Origin of the sequence: Lactobacillus kitasatonis DSM 16761 = JCM 1039, assembly GCF_000615285.1 — a bacterium.
Taxonomy (GTDB): domain Bacteria; phylum Bacillota; class Bacilli; order Lactobacillales; family Lactobacillaceae; genus Lactobacillus; species Lactobacillus kitasatonis.
On the sequence record NZ_BALU01000004.1, the window covers coordinates 73806 to 93710 of the forward strand.

At 38.6% G+C, this 19905-nt stretch carries 16 protein-coding genes and 1 pseudogene; 3 read left to right on the forward strand and 14 right to left on the reverse strand.

The features are described 5' to 3' along the window. Positions 1-10 precede the first annotated feature (10 nt). From ftsH to pth, 7 genes and pseudogenes are all read right to left on the reverse strand, one after another. On the reverse strand, positions 11-2173 hold the full coding sequence (ftsH, locus tag JCM1039_RS03900; RefSeq protein WP_025014730.1) for an ATP-dependent zinc metalloprotease FtsH: 2163 nt from the start codon (positions 2171-2173) through the stop codon (positions 11-13). Between the two features lie 93 nt (positions 2174-2266). Next, positions 2267-3508 (reverse strand): tRNA lysidine(34) synthetase TilS, encoded by a 1242-nt coding sequence (gene tilS, locus JCM1039_RS03905; protein ID WP_025014731.1) that lies wholly within the window; start codon positions 3506-3508, stop codon positions 2267-2269. Between the two features lie 39 nt (positions 3509-3547). Continuing rightward, on the reverse strand, positions 3548-3910 hold the full coding sequence (locus tag JCM1039_RS03910; protein WP_025014732.1) for a S1 RNA-binding domain-containing protein: 363 nt from the start codon (positions 3908-3910) through the stop codon (positions 3548-3550). Continuing rightward, positions 3910-4284 carry a septum formation initiator family protein gene (locus JCM1039_RS03915; protein ID WP_025014733.1) on the reverse strand — a complete coding sequence of 125 codons (375 nt, stop codon included), beginning with the start codon at positions 4282-4284 and terminating at the stop codon, positions 3910-3912. Before JCM1039_RS03915 ends, JCM1039_RS03910 begins: the two co-directional genes overlap by 1 nt. Before the next feature lie 74 nt (positions 4285-4358). After that, on the reverse strand, positions 4359-4601 hold the full coding sequence (locus tag JCM1039_RS03920; protein ID WP_011254102.1) for an RNA-binding S4 domain-containing protein: 243 nt from the start codon (positions 4599-4601) through the stop codon (positions 4359-4361). Positions 4602-4616: 15 nt separating this feature from the next. Next, positions 4617-8111: a transcription-repair coupling factor gene (gene mfd, locus JCM1039_RS03925; protein WP_025014734.1), complete on the reverse strand. Its 3495-nt coding sequence runs from the start codon at positions 8109-8111 to the stop codon at positions 4617-4619. 1 nt (position 8112) lies between these two features. Continuing rightward, positions 8113-8669, reverse strand: a pseudogene (pth, locus tag JCM1039_RS10580) (aminoacyl-tRNA hydrolase). Positions 8670-8802: 133 nt separating this feature from the next. On the opposite strand from pth, the gene JCM1039_RS03935 reads away from it, so the two are divergent. Together JCM1039_RS03935 and cbpA are read left to right on the forward strand one after the other, a co-directional pair. Further along, positions 8803-9774: an L-lactate dehydrogenase gene (locus JCM1039_RS03935; protein WP_025014735.1), complete on the forward strand. Its 972-nt coding sequence runs from the start codon at positions 8803-8805 to the stop codon at positions 9772-9774. Between the two features lie 169 nt (positions 9775-9943). Then, complete coding sequence (gene cbpA, locus JCM1039_RS03940; protein ID WP_025014736.1) at positions 9944-10651, forward strand: cyclic di-AMP binding protein CbpA; 708 nt, start codon at positions 9944-9946, stop codon at positions 10649-10651. A gap of 73 nt (positions 10652-10724) precedes the next feature. On the opposite strand, the gene alr is transcribed toward cbpA, so the two are convergent. The 6 genes from alr to JCM1039_RS03970 form a co-directional block, all read right to left on the reverse strand. Further along, entirely contained in the window at positions 10725-11855 is a 1131-nt protein-coding gene (alr, locus tag JCM1039_RS03945) for an alanine racemase (RefSeq protein ID WP_025014737.1), read from the reverse strand. Between the two features lie 3 nt (positions 11856-11858). After that, entirely contained in the window at positions 11859-12215 is a 357-nt protein-coding gene (acpS, locus tag JCM1039_RS03950) for a holo-ACP synthase (protein ID WP_025014738.1), read from the reverse strand. 80 nt (positions 12216-12295) lie between these two features. Then, positions 12296-13792: a degradosome RNA helicase CshA gene (gene cshA / locus JCM1039_RS03955; RefSeq protein WP_025014739.1), complete on the reverse strand. Its 1497-nt coding sequence runs from the start codon at positions 13790-13792 to the stop codon at positions 12296-12298. Positions 13793-13805: 13 nt separating this feature from the next. Continuing rightward, positions 13806-15173: a UDP-N-acetylmuramoyl-tripeptide--D-alanyl-D-alanine ligase gene (locus tag JCM1039_RS03960; RefSeq protein ID WP_025014740.1), complete on the reverse strand. Its 1368-nt coding sequence runs from the start codon at positions 15171-15173 to the stop codon at positions 13806-13808. Positions 15174-15298: 125 nt separating this feature from the next. Continuing rightward, the gene (locus tag JCM1039_RS03965; RefSeq protein ID WP_013437106.1) at positions 15299-15544 is read right to left on the reverse strand and encodes a type B 50S ribosomal protein L31; all 246 of its coding nucleotides are present in this window, start codon (positions 15542-15544) and stop codon (positions 15299-15301) included. A 110-nt stretch (positions 15545-15654) separates the two neighbouring features. Further along, on the reverse strand, positions 15655-17277 hold the full coding sequence (locus JCM1039_RS03970; RefSeq protein WP_025014741.1) for a glycoside hydrolase family 13 protein: 1623 nt from the start codon (positions 17275-17277) through the stop codon (positions 15655-15657). Between the two features lie 114 nt (positions 17278-17391). Here JCM1039_RS03970 and JCM1039_RS03975 point away from each other — a divergent pair, with 114 nt between their 5' ends. Beyond that, positions 17392-18222 carry a Cof-type HAD-IIB family hydrolase gene (locus JCM1039_RS03975; RefSeq protein WP_025014742.1) on the forward strand — a complete coding sequence of 277 codons (831 nt, stop codon included), beginning with the start codon at positions 17392-17394 and terminating at the stop codon, positions 18220-18222. A 43-nt stretch (positions 18223-18265) separates the two neighbouring features. Here the strand turns inward: JCM1039_RS03975 and JCM1039_RS03980 are convergent, their stop codons facing one another. Then, positions 18266-19858 carry an APC family permease gene (locus JCM1039_RS03980; RefSeq protein ID WP_025014743.1) on the reverse strand — a complete coding sequence of 531 codons (1593 nt, stop codon included), beginning with the start codon at positions 19856-19858 and terminating at the stop codon, positions 18266-18268. Positions 19859-19905: the final 47 nt, after the last annotated feature.

Sequence of the window (19905 nt, forward strand, 5' to 3'; positions counted from 1 at the left end):
TACTTTTTATTTAATTATCTTTGTGCTCATCATCTGCAGATGGATCTTTAGTTGAATCAGTGCTTTGATCCTTTTCAGGATTTTCTGCATTGTGTTCTTCAACTTCATGATTCTTTTCTGATGGAGTTTCCAAAGTATCCTTTTCTTGATCAGCCTTAGCTTGGTCTGAATCTTTCTTTTCTGCCTTTTCAACTTCACGTTTTTCTGCAGCAGCTTTAGCTTCTTCATAAGTTGAAGCCTTTGATTCGCTTGGATATTCGCTTTCATACTTTTCAGGCATCTTACCAGTCTTGTATAAAGACATGATTTGCTTTTCGTCCAAAGTTTCATATTTAAGCAAAGCTTCTGCAATAATTCTGTGCTTTTCTTTGTTTTCTTTTACGATTTCTAAGGCCTTAGCATGAGCTTCATCCAAGATCTTCTTAACTGCTTCATCAATCTTAGCAGAAGTTGCTTCACTGTATGGCTTAAATCCGTAAGGATTGGTTTCTCCTTCTTTTTCGAGTTCAACCATACCCAATGAATCTGTCATACCATAGTTAACAACCATACTGTGAGCAATTGCTGTAGCTTGTTCAAAGTCGTTTGAAGCACCAGTTGACTTATCACCAATAGTTGCTTCTTCACCTGCACGACCACCCATTAAACCAACAATTTGTTCAAATAATTGTTTCTTGGTCAAAATGAATTGATCGTCCTTTGGAAGCATGATGTTGTAACCACCTGCACGACCACGTGGCACGATAGTTACTTTACGTACAGTTCTTGAATCACTTAAAACTAAACCACAGATTGAGTGACCAGCTTCGTGGAAGGCAACTCTACGTCTTTCAGGCTCTGCAATTAAGCGATCCTTCTTAGCCGGACCAGCAATTACGCGGTCTTCAGCTTCATCAATATCTGAAGCAGTAATTTCGGTGCCATTTCTACGAGCAGCTACCAAAGCAGCTTCGTTCAAAACGTTAGCCAAGTCGGCACCCACGAAACCAGGTGTTTGACGAGCTACTTCCTTCAAATCAACGTCTGGAGCAAGCGGCTTATTCTTAGCGTGAACCTTCAAAATAGCTTCACGACCGCGAACGTCAGGACGACCAACCAAAACCTTACGGTCAAAACGACCAGGACGAAGCAAGGCTGGGTCCAAAACATCTGAACGGTTAGTAGCGGCAATGACGATTACGCCTTCGTCGCCTTCGAAACCATCCATTTCAACCAACAATTGGTTCAAAGTTTGTTCACGTTCATCGTTGCCACCGCCGGTACCATTACCACGACGACGACCAATAGCATCAATTTCATCAATAAAGATAATACTTGGTGCGTTCTTCTTAGCATTGTTGAACAAGTCACGTACACGACTAGCACCAACACCAACAAACATTTCAACGAAGTCTGAACCTGAGATTGAGTAAAATGGTACGTTAGCTTCACCAGCTACGGCACGAGCAAGCAAAGTTTTACCAGTACCAGGAGGACCCTCAAGTAAAACACCAGATGGAATTCTTGCACCTAACTTAGTGTATTTCGATGGGTCTTTTAAGAATTCAACAACTTCGACTAATTCTTGCTTTTCTTCTTCTTCACCGGCTACGTCAGAGAAACGAACCTTGTTCTTAGAAGGATCCTCTGGTTTAACGTGCGAGCGACCAAAGTTCATAATTCCGCCGCTACCACCACGACCAGCGCCGCCTTGGTTCATCATCATCCAAAGCATGACAATGAACAAAACAGTTGGCACAAGCATGACAATAGTTGAAATCCAATTGCCTGATTGTGATTCTCCTTGAGTAGTCATCCGAGCATTACTCTTTTGTGCCAAGTTCTGCACATTAGAAACTGTCGAATCGTTCTGTAACATGGTAGTAGAGAAGCGTGAAACTTTTCTACTTGAATTATTACTAAAGAAATCAAAACTACTATTTGATTGATTCTTTGTTGTTTGTGCATTCTTGTAACTACCTGAAACAGTGTAAACACCATTAGCAGGTTGAACACTAAAGTTTTTAACTTTGCCTTGACGTAAATCCTTTACAAATTGAGAGTAGCTGATATTTTCAGTACTGCCTCCATTGTTAGAACCGCCGAGTGCCCAGTTGATTCCCCATAGGAGTAGAAGGAACACAACTATATAGAAAAGGCCATTTGAAAGTAGCCTATTCCGGTTATTCTTCATAAAAAACCTCCGCACAGTCTTCAAGTTATACGTTTAAAATTCTATCACAAAATAAGTTGCAACCACTAACATTTTCAACTATTTTGAAGACTTTTAATATTTACACAGAAAATATTGTTTACCGTTTTCAATCCAATTTTGATTTTGATATGTTTTTTCAACAAAAATTGGCTCATTATCTGCATAAATGGTCAGACATAGTGGTCTTAAAGATAACGGAATAGCATGTTCCGCAAATTTTTTCTTAGCCTTTGTTCGTTGTCCATCCTGCAATAGCAATTTAGATCCAGGAATCAGCGAACCAGCTTTAAAAGTATTTTTTTCTTTAAACCAAAAATTGCCTATCTCTACTTTATCTTTTTCTTGCTTATCGGTTAAAACAAACGTCTCGCCCTGAAAAACAAATGGAACATTCAATTTGATTTGAGAAGAGGCAATTACAGGCGCTTCCCCTTTCCTGAATAAATAAAAATAGCCCTGATATTCACTCACGGAAAAATTACCTAAATTCTGATTAACACGGCGATGAAACTTATCCCAGATATTTCTCTGCCAAAAAATAATTTGCTCATTTTCCGACAACTTAGCAATTTTTTCACTCTTAATTCGATATGCTCGGCCTAAAAACGGCTCTAGTTGACCAACATCGTCTACTTTTTGCTCAACAAATTTATCTAAATCAGTCATCTTTCGACTATAATTCAGAGCGTTTGAAATCAAATTCGGATTTTCTTTTTTCAATAATGGCACAACATGATGGCGCAAGCGATTACGCATTGTTTCATCTTCATTGTTGGTTGAATCCACAATAAATTCGATAGCATTTTTTTGATCATAGTCGAGAAGTTCTTGCTTGCTATAAGCCAAAAGCGGTCTGAGTAGCGACACGCCGTGCATTTTTCCTACTGCTTGCAGACTATTCATTTCTTCTGGATTGCCCGAGCGAATAAATTTAAGCAGAATATTTTCCAGCAAATCATCACCGTGATGAGCTGTTAACAAATAATCTGCCTTTTTCGCTTTAGCTACCTTAGTTAAAAAATCATAACGCGCATCCCTCGCTGCCGCTTCAATCCCCCTACTTGGCTGATTTTCTTTAGGCCAAATTGCCGTAAATAGCGGTATATCATATTTGCCACAGTATTTTTGCAAAATTTTCGTTTCATCTTCACTATCACTGCGCAGCTGATGATCAAAGTGTGCCGCAATCACTTCCACATTCATTTTTCGTAACATATCAAGCAAAGCCATCGAGTCGGGCCCTGCACTTGCCGCTACCAAAAATTTTTTATCCAGGCTGATCTTATTATCTTCAAAAAAATCAATAATTTTCATAATTTACCTAATAAAAAATGGCCCACTACAGGCCATTTCCTAATCTTCAGTTAACACTCGCTTTAACTTGGCAATTTCTTTTTTGGCATCTTTAGCCGTTTTATTCAAAACTTGATCAAATTCAGCAGGTTTTACATCTGAAAATTGATTATCATGATCAACTAACTTGGGATCGTTCACACGAGAAATTGATAAATTAAATCTGCCCTTATGAATATGAACGACAACTATGCGGACTTCTTGTCCCACCTTATACTGCCGTTTTTCTCTTGGCCAATTATTGCCAAAATCACTATGGTGAACTAATCCTGAATGTCTATTTGGCAGAGTAACGAAAATTCCTAAGTCAGTAATATTGTTAATTACTCCCGTTACTCGATTGCCAGCTTGATATTTTTTCATTAATTATCGTTTCTTTCGTGAACGTTATAAACCTTCTCATTATTCTTAGAATAATAGAACTTATAACGAATTAGTTTTGCAACATAATTTGGATCTTTTAAATCCTGTCTTTTTGTTGATAACTCACGATCTTTAGCCTTCACTTGTGCTAAAGTTTCTTTCTCAGCTTCAACTTGTTTATTTATTCGTCCAGTTTGAGAAATCTTAAGTACAATTTGTACGCCTAAGATGACAAAAATAATCGCAAAAATAGCAATTATTCTGTTCAATCTTACGCGATGCACTTCTTTTTCTCTTTTAGCCTGTTTACGTTTTAAACGCGCCCTTTGCTCTTCTGGACTCATCGAATTATAAATACGTGGACCATGATTCATTTTCGTTAATCCTCTATTGCTTGTTACTGTAAATGCAATTAAGTTAAGTATAACAGCGATTTACTTAAAAGTCATTAATCAACTAATTCGTAAAGTTCGCTTGCTTCAGCCTTTTTAGTGGTCTCACGAATATTCAAAACTTTGGCTTTAATAACTCTAGCACCGTAGCCAATTTCAATAATGTCATCAATTTTAACATCATAACTTGACTTAACGACACGACCATTAACTTTAATTCTGCCTTGGTCTGCCATTTCCTTAGCTACTGTTCTTCTCTTAACTAATCTAGAAACTTTTAAGAATTTATCGATTCTCATGTTTTTTCCTCACAATTATCTTTGTACTATGTCGCTTGCCGCCTGCAAGAATGTAGCTAATTCATTGAATAAAACACGATTCTTCATTTCATCAGGCATCAGTAGCAACACTACCATCCGTTTTTCTTGGTTCATGCTAATGCGAGCTTTCATATTCACATGTTCAAGTGCCTTGAAAATATTAGGTCCTTCTAGTTCACGTGAAGCCGCATTATTGAATTCAACTTTAATTTTATCGCCAGTCTTAAGCACAGTCAGTACTTGGGCCAAATCAGCATCGACCTTTAATTCAGCGACTGCCAGCAAGTTCTCTACTGCTACAGGATAATCACCAAAACGATCAATCAATTCGTCTTCAATTTTATCCATTTCATCTTGATCTGCAACAGCCTTGATCTTTTTATAAAATTCGATCTTTTCTTCCTGATCACCGATATATGAATCAGGAATATATGCCTCAAGTTTAAGATCGATTTCAGTATTCGACTTCTTAACTGTCTTCTTGCCTTTACGCTCTTTAATTGCATCACTAAGCATCTGTGAGTACAAGTCATAACCAACACTATCAATAAAGCCGTGCTGCTGAGCACCTAGCATATTACCGGCACCTCTGATTGACAAGTCACGCATAGCGATCTTAAAACCTGATCCCAATTCGGTAAAGTCACGGATTGCATCTAACCGCTTTTCACCCACTTCAGTTAATACCTTATTCGGTTGGTAAAGGAAGTAGGCATAGGCCAATCTAGCACTACGACCGATTCGGCCACGCAATTGATACAGTTGACTCAAACCATAGTGATCAGCATCTTCAATGATCATAGTGTTGACGTTAGGCATATCAATCCCTGTTTCAATAATCGTGGTTGTTACCAGAATATCAAACTCACGATTCAAGAAACGATACAGGATATCTTCCAACTGGTTTTGACTCATTCTACCATGTGCACTTGCAATTCGTGCATTAGGAATCAATTGTTGCAGTTTTTCAACCGTTTCATCAATGTCACTAATTCGGTTATGTAAATAAAAGACTTGGCCGCCACGCTTCATTTCTCTTAAGCAAGCATCCTTAATCACGCTAGGAATTTGTTCCATTACATAAGTTTGAATTGGATATCTGTTTTGTGGTGGAGTTTCCATAACTGACAAATCACGTACTCCAACCATCGACATATGAAGCGTACGTGGAATTGGCGTAGCTGTCAGTGTTAAAACATCGATGTTAGCCTTTAACTGCTTTAACTTTTCCTTGTGTTTAACACCAAACCGCTGCTCTTCATCGACAATTAACAAGCCTAAATCTTTAAAGTGAACATCCTTTGATAAAAGACGGTGCGTCCCAACAACCAGATCAATTTTGCCGTCTTCTAGTCCTTCAATAATCTCTTTAGATTCTGCAGGAGTTTGAAAACGTGACAACATCGCTGTATTTACTGGGAAATCCTTAAATCGGTCTTGAATCGTCTCATAGTGCTGTTGGGCCAAAATAGTCGTTGGTACCAAAAATGCAACTTGCTTATTATCTTGAATTGCCTTAAAAGCAGCACGTAAAGCAACCTCGGTTTTACCAAAGCCAACATCACCCACCAAAAGTCGATCCATTGGCTTAGGATTTTCCATATCTTCTTTGATTTCCTTAATTGAACGCAACTGGTCAGGTGTTTCAGGATATGGAAAGGCATCATCGAATTGGCGCTGCAAATCATCGTCTGGTGAAAAGGCAAAACCTTTTTCAGATTCACGCTTAGCATATAGTTCGATTAAATCATCGGCAATGTCTTCAACCTTAGATTGAACTTTACGCTTAGTTTTAGCCCACTCACTACCACCTAATTTGTTGATATGTGGCGTTTTTCCTTCTGAACCAACATATTTTTGGACCAAACTCAATTGATCTGCTGGGACAAAAAGCTGATCGCCATGCTGGTAAGTAATAGTGATGTAGTCACGTTTTACGCCGTTGTTTTCGAGAGTCTTAATGCCTTCAAAACGACCAATACCGTGGTTAACGTGAACAACATAATCGCCCGGTTTAAGTTCGGTATAATTACGCAATCTTTGTGCATTTTCCAAAGTCTTAATCCGCTTTTTACGTTGTGGACGCTTATTAAACAATTCTCGTTCAGTTAAATAAACTAATTTAACTGTTGGCAAAGAAAAGCCACTCGCATAGCCGCCGACCACAATCTGAGCCCTGCCTTCTACCAATTCATCTTCACCGACAATTGGCAAGTTAAGACCAAAATCAACCATCGTTTGATCGATTTGTCTTGCTCGTTTTTCATTATCAGCCTGCAAAATAACAGTTTGGCCAGACTTTTGATAAGATTCAAGCTCTGATTTGATCAATGGCATCTGACCGAAGAACTGCTCTGGTTCACGTGTTTGCCAGTTGAGCATTTGTCCTAACCGCAGACGTCCCATGCTTCTTTGGAAAAGTGAGAAGTAAATGCGATGGCGTTTATCCTTACTTAGCACATCATCAAAATCAGAACGTAATTCTTGATGTGGCAACATCGCACCAGTTTTCAGCTCATCACTGATAAAGGCAGCATTTTGCTTATCGACATCTTCAACTGATTGCTTAATCAATGGCAAATCATCTAATAAAATTTCACCGTTTTTAGGCAAATATTCCAATATGCTACTTGGTTTTTCGATTAGATAATCAACCAAAAAGGCATAATTATCTGGCAAGCCGCCATCTTCAAGGTTATCCAATACAACCGTAAAGTGATCCTTCACAGCCTTAGCTGGTGCTGGCGCATCGGCCATGTCCTTCTTTATTTTTTCTGCCGCATTTAAAATTGCATCTTTTGAAAAGACGCGATCTTGCGCAGCCGCAACTGTTACTGAATCAATTTCTTTTTGACTACGCTGGCTTGCCAAATCAAATTCTTTAATGGTATCAATTTCATCACCAAAGAATTCGATTCTGACTGGATTTTCACGATCTAGTGGATAAATGTCTAAAATATCACCACGAATGGCGAATTCACCAGGACGCGCTACTAATGCTTCTCTCTTATAACCGGCACCAACCAACCAATTATTAAGTTCTGTTAATTCATATTCTTTTTCTGGTGCAAATTCACGTCTTGCTTTAGCAAAATCTGCTGGAGAAGAAAGCTTATATTGCAAGCCTTGCGGTGTCGTTACCACAATACCTGGTTTATTACTCAACAAAAAATTGAGTGATTGAATTCGACTACTTAATTCATCTGGTGAACTAACCGCAGTTTGCGTAGCAATTGTTGCATCTACTGGAAAATAATGTCCAGCATCATCTTCCAAAATTGAATTTAATTCACCATATAAGTTCTGAGCCTTGCTTTCATTTTCCTCAATCAGGATCAAAGGCGCATCTAACTCAGAAATAATTTGTTTTAAGAGTAGACTAAAAGCACCGGCATTAGCGCCAGTGATTAGTGAGTTTTTTACTTGTTTTGTTTTTGCAATAAAATTATTTAAATCTTGATCTTTTTTAAGTATTTCTGTTAAACGCATTTTAATTATATTTGTTCATCAAATATTGACTATCGCGACCTGCAATGAAGTCGTCGATAATCTTTACACTTGTATCAAATGCATCATCCATCAACTTTTGTTGTTCATCGTTAAATGGTGTAAGTACCCATGAAACAACAGTGGTATTCTTAGGGTGACGAATACCAATCTTCAAACGATTGAACTTTTCAGTACCTAAATCACGGATAATGCTCTTAATTCCGTTATGACCACCAGATTTACCATTAGCTCTAATTCTAATTTTGCCAATTGGCATATCCATATCATCTTGAATAATCAAAATATCTTCAGGGTCAACCTTAAAGAAGTTAGCAACTTGACTAACTGAGCGACCAGATTCGTTCATGTAAGTTTGTGGTTCAAGCAAAATTACGTCTTCGCCATTAATCTTTTGCTTAGTCCAATGTCCTTCAAATTTATCCTTATCTAATGACAAATCCTTTTCATCAAGATAATGTCCATTGTCATAAATCCTGTGTTGTGTTTAGTCTTATCGTATTTTTGGCCTGGATTACCTAAACCTGCAATTATTTTCATTAATATATACCCCTCATTACATAATCCCACATATAATAGCACAAACATCAAATAATAATTTTATTAATGCTCGCTAACATGATATAATTTTCTTTGTTAAAAATATCACTAATATAAAGGAGACTTTATTGTTATGGCAAGAGTTGAAAAACCTCGTAAAGTTATTTTAGTCGGTGACGGTGCCGTAGGTTCTACCTTCGCATTTTCAATGGTACAACAAGGTATCGCTGAAGAATTAGGTATCATCGATATTGCTAAGGAACACGTTCAAGGTGACGCAATCGACTTAGCAGATGCTACTCCATGGACTTACCCAAAGAACATCTACGCAGCTGATTACCCAGACTGCAAGGACGCAGACTTAATCGTTATCACTGCTGGTGCTCCACAAAAGCCAGGTGAAACTCGTCTTGACCTTGTAAACAAGAACTTGAAGATTTTATCATCAATCGTTGAACCAATCGTTGAATCAGGCTTTGATGGTATCTTCTTAGTAGTTGCAAACCCAGTTGACATTTTGACTCACGCAACTTGGAAGATGTCAGGCTTCCCTAAGGATCGTGTTATCGGTTCAGGTACTTCACTTGACACTGGTCGTCTTCAAAAGGTTATCGGTAAGATGGAACACGTTGACCCACGTTCAGTTAACGCATACATGCTTGGTGAACACGGTGATACTGAATTCCCAGCATGGAGCTACAACAATGTTGGTGGCGTAAAGGTTAGTGACTGGGTTAAGGCTCACGGCATGGATGAATCTAAGCTTGAAGACATCCACAAGGAAGTTGCTGACATGGCTTACGACATCATCAACAAGAAGGGTGCTACCTTCTACGGTATCGGTACTGCTTCAGCAATGATCGCTAAGGCTATCTTGAACGATGAACACCGTGTACTTCCACTTTCAGTAGCTATGGATGGTCAATACGGTTTACACGACCTTCACATTGGTACTCCTGCAGTTGTTGGCCGCAAGGGTCTTGAACAAATCATCGAAATGCCATTAAGCGATGATGAACAAGCTAAGATGGAAGCTTCTGCAAAGCAATTGAAGGAAGTTATGGACAAGGCCTTCAAGGAAACTGGCGTTAAGGTTCGTCAATAATCCATTAAACTTTAATTTAAAAAGCATCTCCGCCAAGAAGATGCTTTTTTATTTGCCTAACTATTGTTAAAATATAGTTGATTATCTTAGCTGGTCTTTAATTAATATTTAATTAACTCATTGATTATGCTATAATTACTTGTAATATTTTCCCTTTGGAGGCGAACTCATGCTTATTAAATCTTTAGTTATTAAGAAAGACTATTTAACTACAGTTAATGAAAAAGCCACGTTAGCAGAAGCATTAAAAGTCTTAGAAGATTCAGGTTATAGATGTGTGCCTATTGTAGATGATACTGGTACAATTTTCCGCGGTAACATTTATAAGATGCACATCTATCGTCATAAGTCACAAGGCGGCGATATGAATTTACCTGTAACCTACTTGCTTAAGAACGCAACTAAGACCATCAAGGTTAACTCACCTTTCTTCAAGGTATTCTTTAACATCAAGGACTTACCATACATCGCTGTTTTGGATGAAGAAAATCACTTCTACGGTATTCTTACCCACTCAAGATTGCTTGATATGTTGTCAGATGCTTGGGATATCAAGAACGGTTCCTACGTTTTAACTGTTTTGTCAGACAACGCACGTGGTAACTTGATTAAGATGTCTAAGATCGTGTCTAAGCACACTAACATGTCCAGCGTCATGACACTTGACGCTGCAGCTGGTGAACTTCAAGGCGACTTCGTAAGAAGAACATTATTCACCTTACCTGCCGGCGTTTCAGAAATCACTATGAAGACTATTGTTGATAAGCTGCAGAAAAAAGGTTTTGTCGTTTCAGAAATCGAAGATTTGCAAGCTGGTATGACAATCATGAGTGATGAAAACCCTGGCGTATTTATTGAACACCCATCACAAGACTAAATAAAAATTTAACTACAATAAAAAGCTTCTAGAAATTCTAGAAGCTTTTTTGTCTGCCTAATATATTTAAATATTACTTTTCGTAGTAAACACGTGGCAAACGATCGTCTAACAAGCAAGCTACTTCGTAGTGAATAGTATCTACGTAGTCAGCTGCAGCCTTAATGTTGTTAGGAGCAGTAGGATCATCTGAGATGATTTCTACCTTGGTGCCTACTGGCATCTTTTCTGGCATTTTTACCATAAATTGATCCATACAAATACGACCAACGATTGGGCAGTACTTGTCTCCTACCTTAACCTTGAAGCCTTGGAACTTTCTGATCCAACCGTCAGCATAACCAACAGGTACAGTACCAATAATTGTATCTTCATCAGCCACAAAAGTTGAACCGTAACTTACGCCATCACCCTTATGAATGGTCTTAACATGAGTTAATTCACTTTCAAATGATAAAGCAGGTTCAAGCTTAAATGCAGGCTTTAAATCTGGTGAATCAGGAGTAGATGATGGGTTCAAGCCGTAAATTCCGATACCGAAACGAACTAAATCGCTCTTAATTCCATCATGGAAAATACTTGCGGCAGTGTTGTCAATGTGAATCCACTTTGGCTTAACTGTTAACAGGCTTTCCATATGTCTAAACTTCTTAATTTGACGTTCAAAGTAAGATTCATCGGCGCTATCTGCAGAAGCAAAGTGTGCAAACATGCCTTCTACGAAGAAGTTATCGTTGTTTTCCAAGAATTTGTTAGCAGCAATGAAGTCTTCGTCTTCGTTAAAGCCGATTCTACCCATACCTGAATCGATACCTAAGTGAACCTTTAATTGTAAGTTTTCTTTTTCAAGATACTTTTCAGCCTCTTTAAGCCATTCTAAGTTTGGCACAGTCAATGAAACACCATTTACTGCAGCGATTGGTGCATATTCAGGAGAAACAACACCTAAAACTAAGATTGGCTTAACAATGTCATGACGACGCAATTGCAAAGCTTCATCCAAGATAGCAACACAAAAGCCAGCAGCACCAACTTCGTTAGCTACTCTAGCAACTTCAACTGCACCGTGACCATAAGCATTGGCCTTAACAACTGCTAGCATCTTTTGACCTGGTTCAAGATGCTTCATTTCATTTTCAAGATTTCTTCTGATTGCGCCCAAATTAATCTTTACTACAGCTGGACGATGATAGCCTGGAACCATTATTTAATTTTCCTCCAAAACTACAAATGTAATAATTTCATGATTATCATGTGTGATACTTGGAAAAATCTTTCCATCAAACTTGGTTGAGGTCATTACAGGATGACCTAAATCATCCCATAAGGTTTCGACATCTTGAAAACCGACGTACTTGCCAAGACCTGTTCCCATTGCTTTAGAAAAAGATTCTTTTAGTGAAAAACGACCACCAAGATATTCAACTTTTCTTTTGCCCTTCATCTTTTGATATTGAGCAAATTCATTTGGAGTCAATACTTTTTTAGCAAAGGAATCACCTTTGTCTACAATCTTCTTTACTCGTTCAACTTCAACTGAGTCGATTCCTACACCTTTAATCATAGTTTTCACCTCACACAATGACATCATTATAATACAAAAAAGAAGTTGTCAGAATAACAACTTCTTTTTTACGATAAAAATTAATCTTTTTTATTCTTGATAATGAATTCGTGTCCATTACCACGGCCACGTTTACCACGATTGCCATTGCGACGATAGTTGTGGGTGTTATTGCGATGACGGTAATTGTCATTACCACGACCACGATTATTACGTCCCTTGCCGCGACCGCCACGGTGGTGACGACCATCTCCCTTGTATGGAAGTGGCTTTTCTGGAGTAATCTTGACCTTAACGTCAGTAGAATCCTTAGAAAGATTCTTCAAAAATGCGGCAACCAAATCAAGAGCTGAGTAATTATCAAGCAATTCACTAGCTTCTTGTGTATACTTACCTAAATCACCATTCATCAAGTCTTCAATTTCAGCTTCAGCTTGCTTTAATTGACCACGAAATGCTTGAGCATCTGTAGGTGGACGAAGTGGTGACATCTTTTTCTTAGTCAATTGTTCGATGGTTCTCATGTAGCCAATTTCATTTGGCGTTACAAAAGTTACTGAAATTCCGTTTTGACCGGCACGACCAGTTCTACCAATACGGTGAACATAAGAATCAGGGTCTTGAGGAATATCGTAGTTGTAAACGTGAGTAACACCTGAAATATCAAGTCCACGAGCAGCTACGTCTGTAGCAACCAAGATATCGAGCTTACCTTCACGGAATCTCTTCAAGACAGCCATTCTACGAGCTTGTGACAAGTCTCCGTGAATACCTGCAGCATTATAGCCACGAGCTTGCAAGCCGCGTGTAAGCTCATCTACACGACGCTTAGTTCGACCAAAGACTAAAGCCAAATCTGGGCCTTGTACATCGATTAAACGACACATAATGTCGAATTTTTCTGATTCCTTGGCACGAACAAAGTATTGATCAATTAAGTCTGCAGTTAATTCCTTAGCCTTAATTTGCACAATTTCAGGATGGTTCATGAACTTTTCACCAATACGTAAGATTGGCTTAGGCATAGTTGCACTGAAAAGCAAAGTTTGTTTGCGATTCTTAGCATATTTCAAAATACTTTCGATATCTTGAATAAAGCCCATATCAAGCATTTCGTCTGCTTCATCTAAGACAACAGTCTTGACCTTGTCCAAATCGATTGTGCCACGCTTTAAGTGGTCCAATAAACGTCCTGGTGTACCTACCAAAATTGATGGTACATGGTGCTTCAATGAACGGATTTGACGACCAATATCAGCACCACCATAAACTACTTGCACATGAGCGTGTTCATCGCGACCTAAACGGAATAATTCTTCCTGAGTTTGAATAGCTAATTCACGCGTTGGTTCAATAATAATCGCTTGAATTGCTTTCTCTTTTTTATCGATGCTTTGTAAAATTGGCAAGCCAAAAGCAGCAGTCTTACCAGTACCGGTTTGAGCTTGGCCAATTACGTCCTTGCCTGCTAAAGCAAGTGGAATAGTTTGTTCCTGGATTGGAGTTGCTTCTTCAAAACCTGAGCGTTTAATTGCCTTAAGAAGCTCATCGTTTAATCCTAATTCTGAAAATTTCAAAAAATTATTTCTCCTATCTTAGTCGGGCTAAGACATTTTCAAGGTGCATCCCGTGCGAACCCTTTAATACAACAATGTCGTCCGGCTTAATATCGTTCTTAAGATCATCAATCATACGATCCATTTGATCTTGTGTGTAATAATGCAAATATTCTGGCTTATACTTGTCCTTCAATGCATCGTACAAGTTCTTCATTTCTGGGCCGTATAAATATACTTCGTTAATGATTTGGGGATCTAAAGTATCACTTAAACCAGCGTGAAGTGCAGGAGAATTCTTACCTAATTCAAGCATATCACCCAATACGGCAATACGGCGACCATCATCTTTAACTTCAACTTGGCCAAAACTAGTAACAACGGCTCTAACAGCAGTTGGGTTTGAGTTATAAACATCACTCATAATTGCTTCGCCGGCGTCACCTTTTTCCCACTCCATTCTGTTAGCAGTTGGCTTGAAGTTAGACAATGATGAGGCAATTTCTTCATCGCTTTCACCAAAGTGACGACCAACACTAATAGCAGCCATAGCGTTTGAAACGTTGTGCTTACCGATCATTGGAATTGAGAACTTTTGCTCTGAATCATTAATGGTAAAGGTAGCGTGGTGCATGTAGCTCTTAAAGCCAGTAGCGTGAACTGTATCTTCATCCCTGAAGCCAAAGGTAGCCTTAACTTGATCAAGCTTCTTAGCACGTTCTTGTAACAATGGTTCATCACCGTTGAAGATAAATTCACCGTCTTCACGTAAGAAGTCAGTAATTTCCATCTTGGCGTCTGCAATCTTGTCACGTATGCCGAAGAATTCAATGTGAGCTTCACCAATCATAGTGATTACAGCTACATCAGGATGAGTCAATTCACTTAAGTGGTGTAATTGACCAGGTCTGTCCATACCCATTTCAAGTACCAAAATTTCAGTATTTGGCTTCATTTCAAGAATGGTCATTGGCACACCAATCTCGTTATTAAAGTTGGCTTGTGTCTTATGAACGTTAAAACGCTTGGACAAAACGGCAGCTACCATGTCTTTAGTAGTAGTCTTACCATTTGAACCAGTAATACCAACTACAGTTGGGTTAACCTTGCGTAAGTAGTAGTGTGCCAAATCTTGCATTGCGCTAAGTGGATCATCTACTTCAATTACAGCAATATTCTCTGGTTTGTTAGGGTGTCCCTTCTTCCAAAACGTAGCAGAAGCACCATTACTAATAGCACCAGCTACGAAATCATGTCCATCACGTTCACCTTCAAGTGGTACAAATAAACCACCGTTTGTGATCTTTCTGGAGTCAAAGGCAACAGAAGTAATAACTGTTTGATCGTCACCTTCACAAGTTGTATTTAAAGCCTTGGCAATTTCCGCCATTTGCATTTTCATTGAATAATTACTCCCATAAAAACAATTTTATACAGACACCATTATACTGTCTTTCAAGTATTCTGCCAAATAATCTATAACGAAAAAAGCAGCCCCTAATGGGACTGCTTCCACCAGATAAAGGTTTACTTCTTCAAGCCGTACTTCTTGTTGAACTTTTCGATTCGACCATCTGCTTGAGCAAACTTTTGCTTGCCAGTGTAGAATGGGTGTGAATCTGATGAAACTTCAACACGTACTAATGGGTAAGTCTTACCTTCGTAGTCGATAGTTTCTTCTGGCTTTAAAGTTGAACCAGCTAAGAACTTAGCACCAGTAGCTGAGTCCATGAAAACTACTTTTTGATAATCTGGATGAATACCTTGTTTCATAATTTATTACTCCTTTGCCATGACCGTATTACAGATCATAGATTAATCGATTAACGTAGACTAGAATACCATCTTCAAGTTATTAATTCAAGATATTTTTTCAATAACTACTACTTAATTATTTTGCAGGCAAAAGCTTCATATGGCTTAAGAGTAATATCGTTTAAATCATTTCTTTCGTCATAGTTAGCAACCAAAACTTGGTCGATCTGATCAGCTGAATTAAACTTCTGCTCCCTACCAGATAAGTTGGCAACTACTAGCCACTTTTCATCACCTAATACGCGGTAGTATGCAAGGACTGAATCCCCTGTATCAGGAATCAATTCGAAATCACCGTTTACCACAACATCATTTTCATGCCGCAACTTAATCAATTTTTGATAAGTGTAAAAAATTGAATCTGGATCAGCCAATGCTTTTTCTACATTAATATCAACATAGTTAGGATTAATTGCTAGCCATGGCTTACCATCCGAAAAGCCGGCATTCTTATCATCATTCCATTGCATAGGACGACGAGCATTGTCACGGCCCTTAACATTGATAGCATGAATCAGCTCATCTTTGTCGTAGCCTTCAGCTAAACGCTCGTTGTACATATTAATGCTTTCGATATCTTCTACTTCATCAATATTTTTAACTGGGCAATTAGTCATGCCGATTTCTTCACCATTAAAAATGTATGGCGTACCGTGCATCATGTGCAAAACGATGGCAAACATCTTAGCACATTGAACGCGGTATTCCTTATCATTGCCCCAGCGAGAAATTACTCGTGGAATATCATGGTTTTCCCAGAATAAACTGTTCCAAGCATGGTCAAAATCAATCTCGGTTTGCCACTTAACTAGAACTTTCTTCAATTCGCCAAGATCAAGTGGCTTCAAATCCCACTTCTCCTTACCCGGTTGTTGATCTAATGATTGATTTTCAAATTGGAAGACCATCGATAATTCATGGCGTGCAGGATCAGAATATCCTTCCGCAATCTTTGGTGTTGCATTCCAAGTTTCACCAACTGTCATCACATCACGCTTGCCAAAAGTATTCTTGTTCATTTCTTGCAAGTATGGGTGAAGCATTGGGCCATTCTCACGGATCATCTTGTCTGGATCCTTACCGATCAATTCGATCACGTCCATACGGAAGCCGCCAATGCCCTTATTCAACCAGAAATTCATCATGTCGTAGATCTTATGACGCAATTCTGGATTCTTCCAATTTAAGTCAGGTTGTTGGTCAGCAAAAAAGTGTAAGTAATATTGACCTGTCTTTTCATCAAATTTCCATGCTGAACCTGAAAAAGCTGACTTCAATCCATTAGGCTCATGTCCATCAACTGGATCACGCCAAATGTAGTAATCACGATATGGATTGTCTTTACTCTTTCTTGATTCAATAAACCATTTATGTTGATCAGATGTATGGTTTACCACCAAGTCCATCACGATTCTGATATGGTGTTCTTTTGCCTTTTTAATCAGCTCATCCATATCAGCCATCGTACCGTATTGTGGATCGATCGCTTCGTAATCAGAAATATCATAGCCATTGTCGACGCCAGGTGATTGATAAACTGGTGAAAGCCAAATGGCATCAATCCCTAATTTTTCTAAGTAACCTAATCTTGAAATAATTCCTTGCAAATCCCCAATTCCATCGCCGTTACTATCTTGAAAGGACTTAGGATAAACTTGATAAACAACCGCTTTTTTCCACCATGGAATCATAAAATTTTCCTCACTTCTAAATTCTTTTTTTAATTATTACTATAAAGAAATTATGTAAGCACTTGCAAGAAATGGTAAACTGTTAACGGTATCAGAATTTTTAGAGGTAATTACATGAAACAACTTCCTTTTAAGGCCGTTGCAGTTGATGTCGACGGTACTTTCGAAAACGATAAAAAAGAATACGATCACGAGATGTTCGACGAAATCTTATATAGATTGCATAAACACGGCGCACACTTCATTATCGCTAGTGGACGTCCCGCCGGTCGTTTACATGATGACTTTATTGACTTCATCGATTCTGTTGACTTTGTTGCTGACAATGGTGCAGTGCTTGTACGTGATGGCCAAATCATTCGTACGACTACTTTTTCTAAGAAATGCATTTTGCATTTGATCGACTATCTGAAACAGCGTTATCCTGGCGCTGTTGATACCTTATTAGTTAGCGGTGTTAAACACTCTTACTTTTTAAAGAGTACGCCAGCTGAATTTAAGCGAGGGCACCATTATTTCTACCCTAACAGCGTTGAAATTGATGACTTCAACCAAATTCCAGAAGATGATCAATACACCAAAATCACAGTCGATTATCCAAGTAAAGTCAGACGTGAATTAGAATATGGTTTTAATAGCCGCAGCGTTGAAAAAATTCACGTCACAACAAGTGGCTGGAATTACATGGATATCATCCCTCAAGGCGTTAATAAAGCTACTGGATTAAAAGAATTCTTAGCGTATCTTGATGTACCAAGAAGTGAATTAATTGCTTTTGGCGATGGTGAAAACGACATTGAAATGCTTAAACTGGCTGGTTTTAGCTATGCAATGGAAAACGGCCAAGATAGCGTTAAAAAGATTGCCAAGTTTATTGCTCCAAGCAACAACGACAATGGCGTCTTCAAAGTATTAAACAAATATCTAAATGAAGCAAACAACTAAAAAAATCTGCTGAGAATTTTTTCTCAACAGATTTTTCTTTTACTTATTTTTTATTTTGAGCAATTTGTTCTGCATAAGGATCAAGCTTAGGCAAAGCTGACTTAATACCCCAATAATAGAAGCAAAGTGAAATGATGATAATTACGACAAAGTCAAACGGATATTTAATCCAATCTTGACCACCAAAGCCGCTACTACCAACGTATGACATAATTGACATGAAGACCAAATAGACGATCATCCACCAGCAGTGCTTTAATTGTGCCTTTAAATTTGAATGTTGGTAGTGGATTTCGTAATAAATATATATTGGCAACCCTAACGCAATTACTAAAATAACTTGAATAGTTGTTGGCCACATTGACCAATAAATCGCTAAACTCGTTAATACAAAAGCAATTGGTGCAAGCCATGGCATATATCTTGGCTTAAATGGGCGATCAAGATCCGGACTGATTTTTCTTAACGTCATTACAGTGACTGGACCTGTTAAATAAGCAATCAAAGTAGCCGCAGTAATTACAGTAGCTAACAAGTTCCAGTTTCTAAATAGACTAACTAAAATAGTAGCTAAAACTAAATCAGTTACCATCGCATAACGTGGAATCAAGTACTTTTGATTAAGACGTCCTAACCATTTCGGCAAGTGGCGTGTATGAGTCATCGCAGCTAAGGCTCTTGAAGCAGTAGCAACAAATGCCACCCCAGTACCAAATGGTGAGACAAATGCATCAAGATAAAGCAAGATTACTAGCCAGTTAATGCCTAAAATAATTGCTAAATCCGCAAATGGTGACGTAAAGTTGATGCCGTGCCAACCTACTTTGGCTAGCATGCTTGGCTCAACTGCCCCGATAAAGGTTACTTGCAACATAATGTAGATTGCGGCCGTAACGAGCATTGAAATTAATACCCCACGCACGATATTCTTGCGTGGATTTTTTAATTCCCCACCCATATTGATTACAGTTTGAAAGGCATCATATGACATGATAATGCCAGAAACTGACGTTGCTTCAAAGATTGAACGTGAACCATATGGCATAAATTCATGAATGTTTGAGCCAAAGTTTTGTGCGTGGAAACCACTGCAAATCAGCGTAACAATCGTCAAAGTAGGTAATAAAATTTTGAAGACTGAAATCAGGTTGGTAAAATGCGTCATGATTTTTACCGACCAGAAGTTGATCATGGTAAAAATGAGCATAAACAGGAAAACAACGCCGATTCCTTCAAAAGTGATATTACCGTTTTTGATAAAATTCTTCGTCCAATTAGCCCAACTCCACGGCCATGAACTCATGTATTGCACCGCGGCTACAGCTTCCATCGGCACAAGCGTAACCAACGAAATCCAGTTAGCCCAGGCCGCAATAAAACCTAATAGCGGGCCGTGGCTGTATTGAGCATAGCGACTCATCCCACCACTTTCAGGGAACATCGCCCCCAATTCTACATAGGTCAATGCAATGGCAATAATGATCACTGCACCTAAAATCCATGAAAGGATGGCGGCCGGGCCGGCAATTTTTGCAGCCGAACCTGAACCAAATAGCCAGCCTGAACCAATCAATGAATTAAGTGCCAGCATGATGGCAGAAAATAGCCCTATTTTATGTCGTTTTAGCTTTTCCAAATAATCACTTATCCTATTCTTACCCCGTTATCGTATGTAGCTTTAAA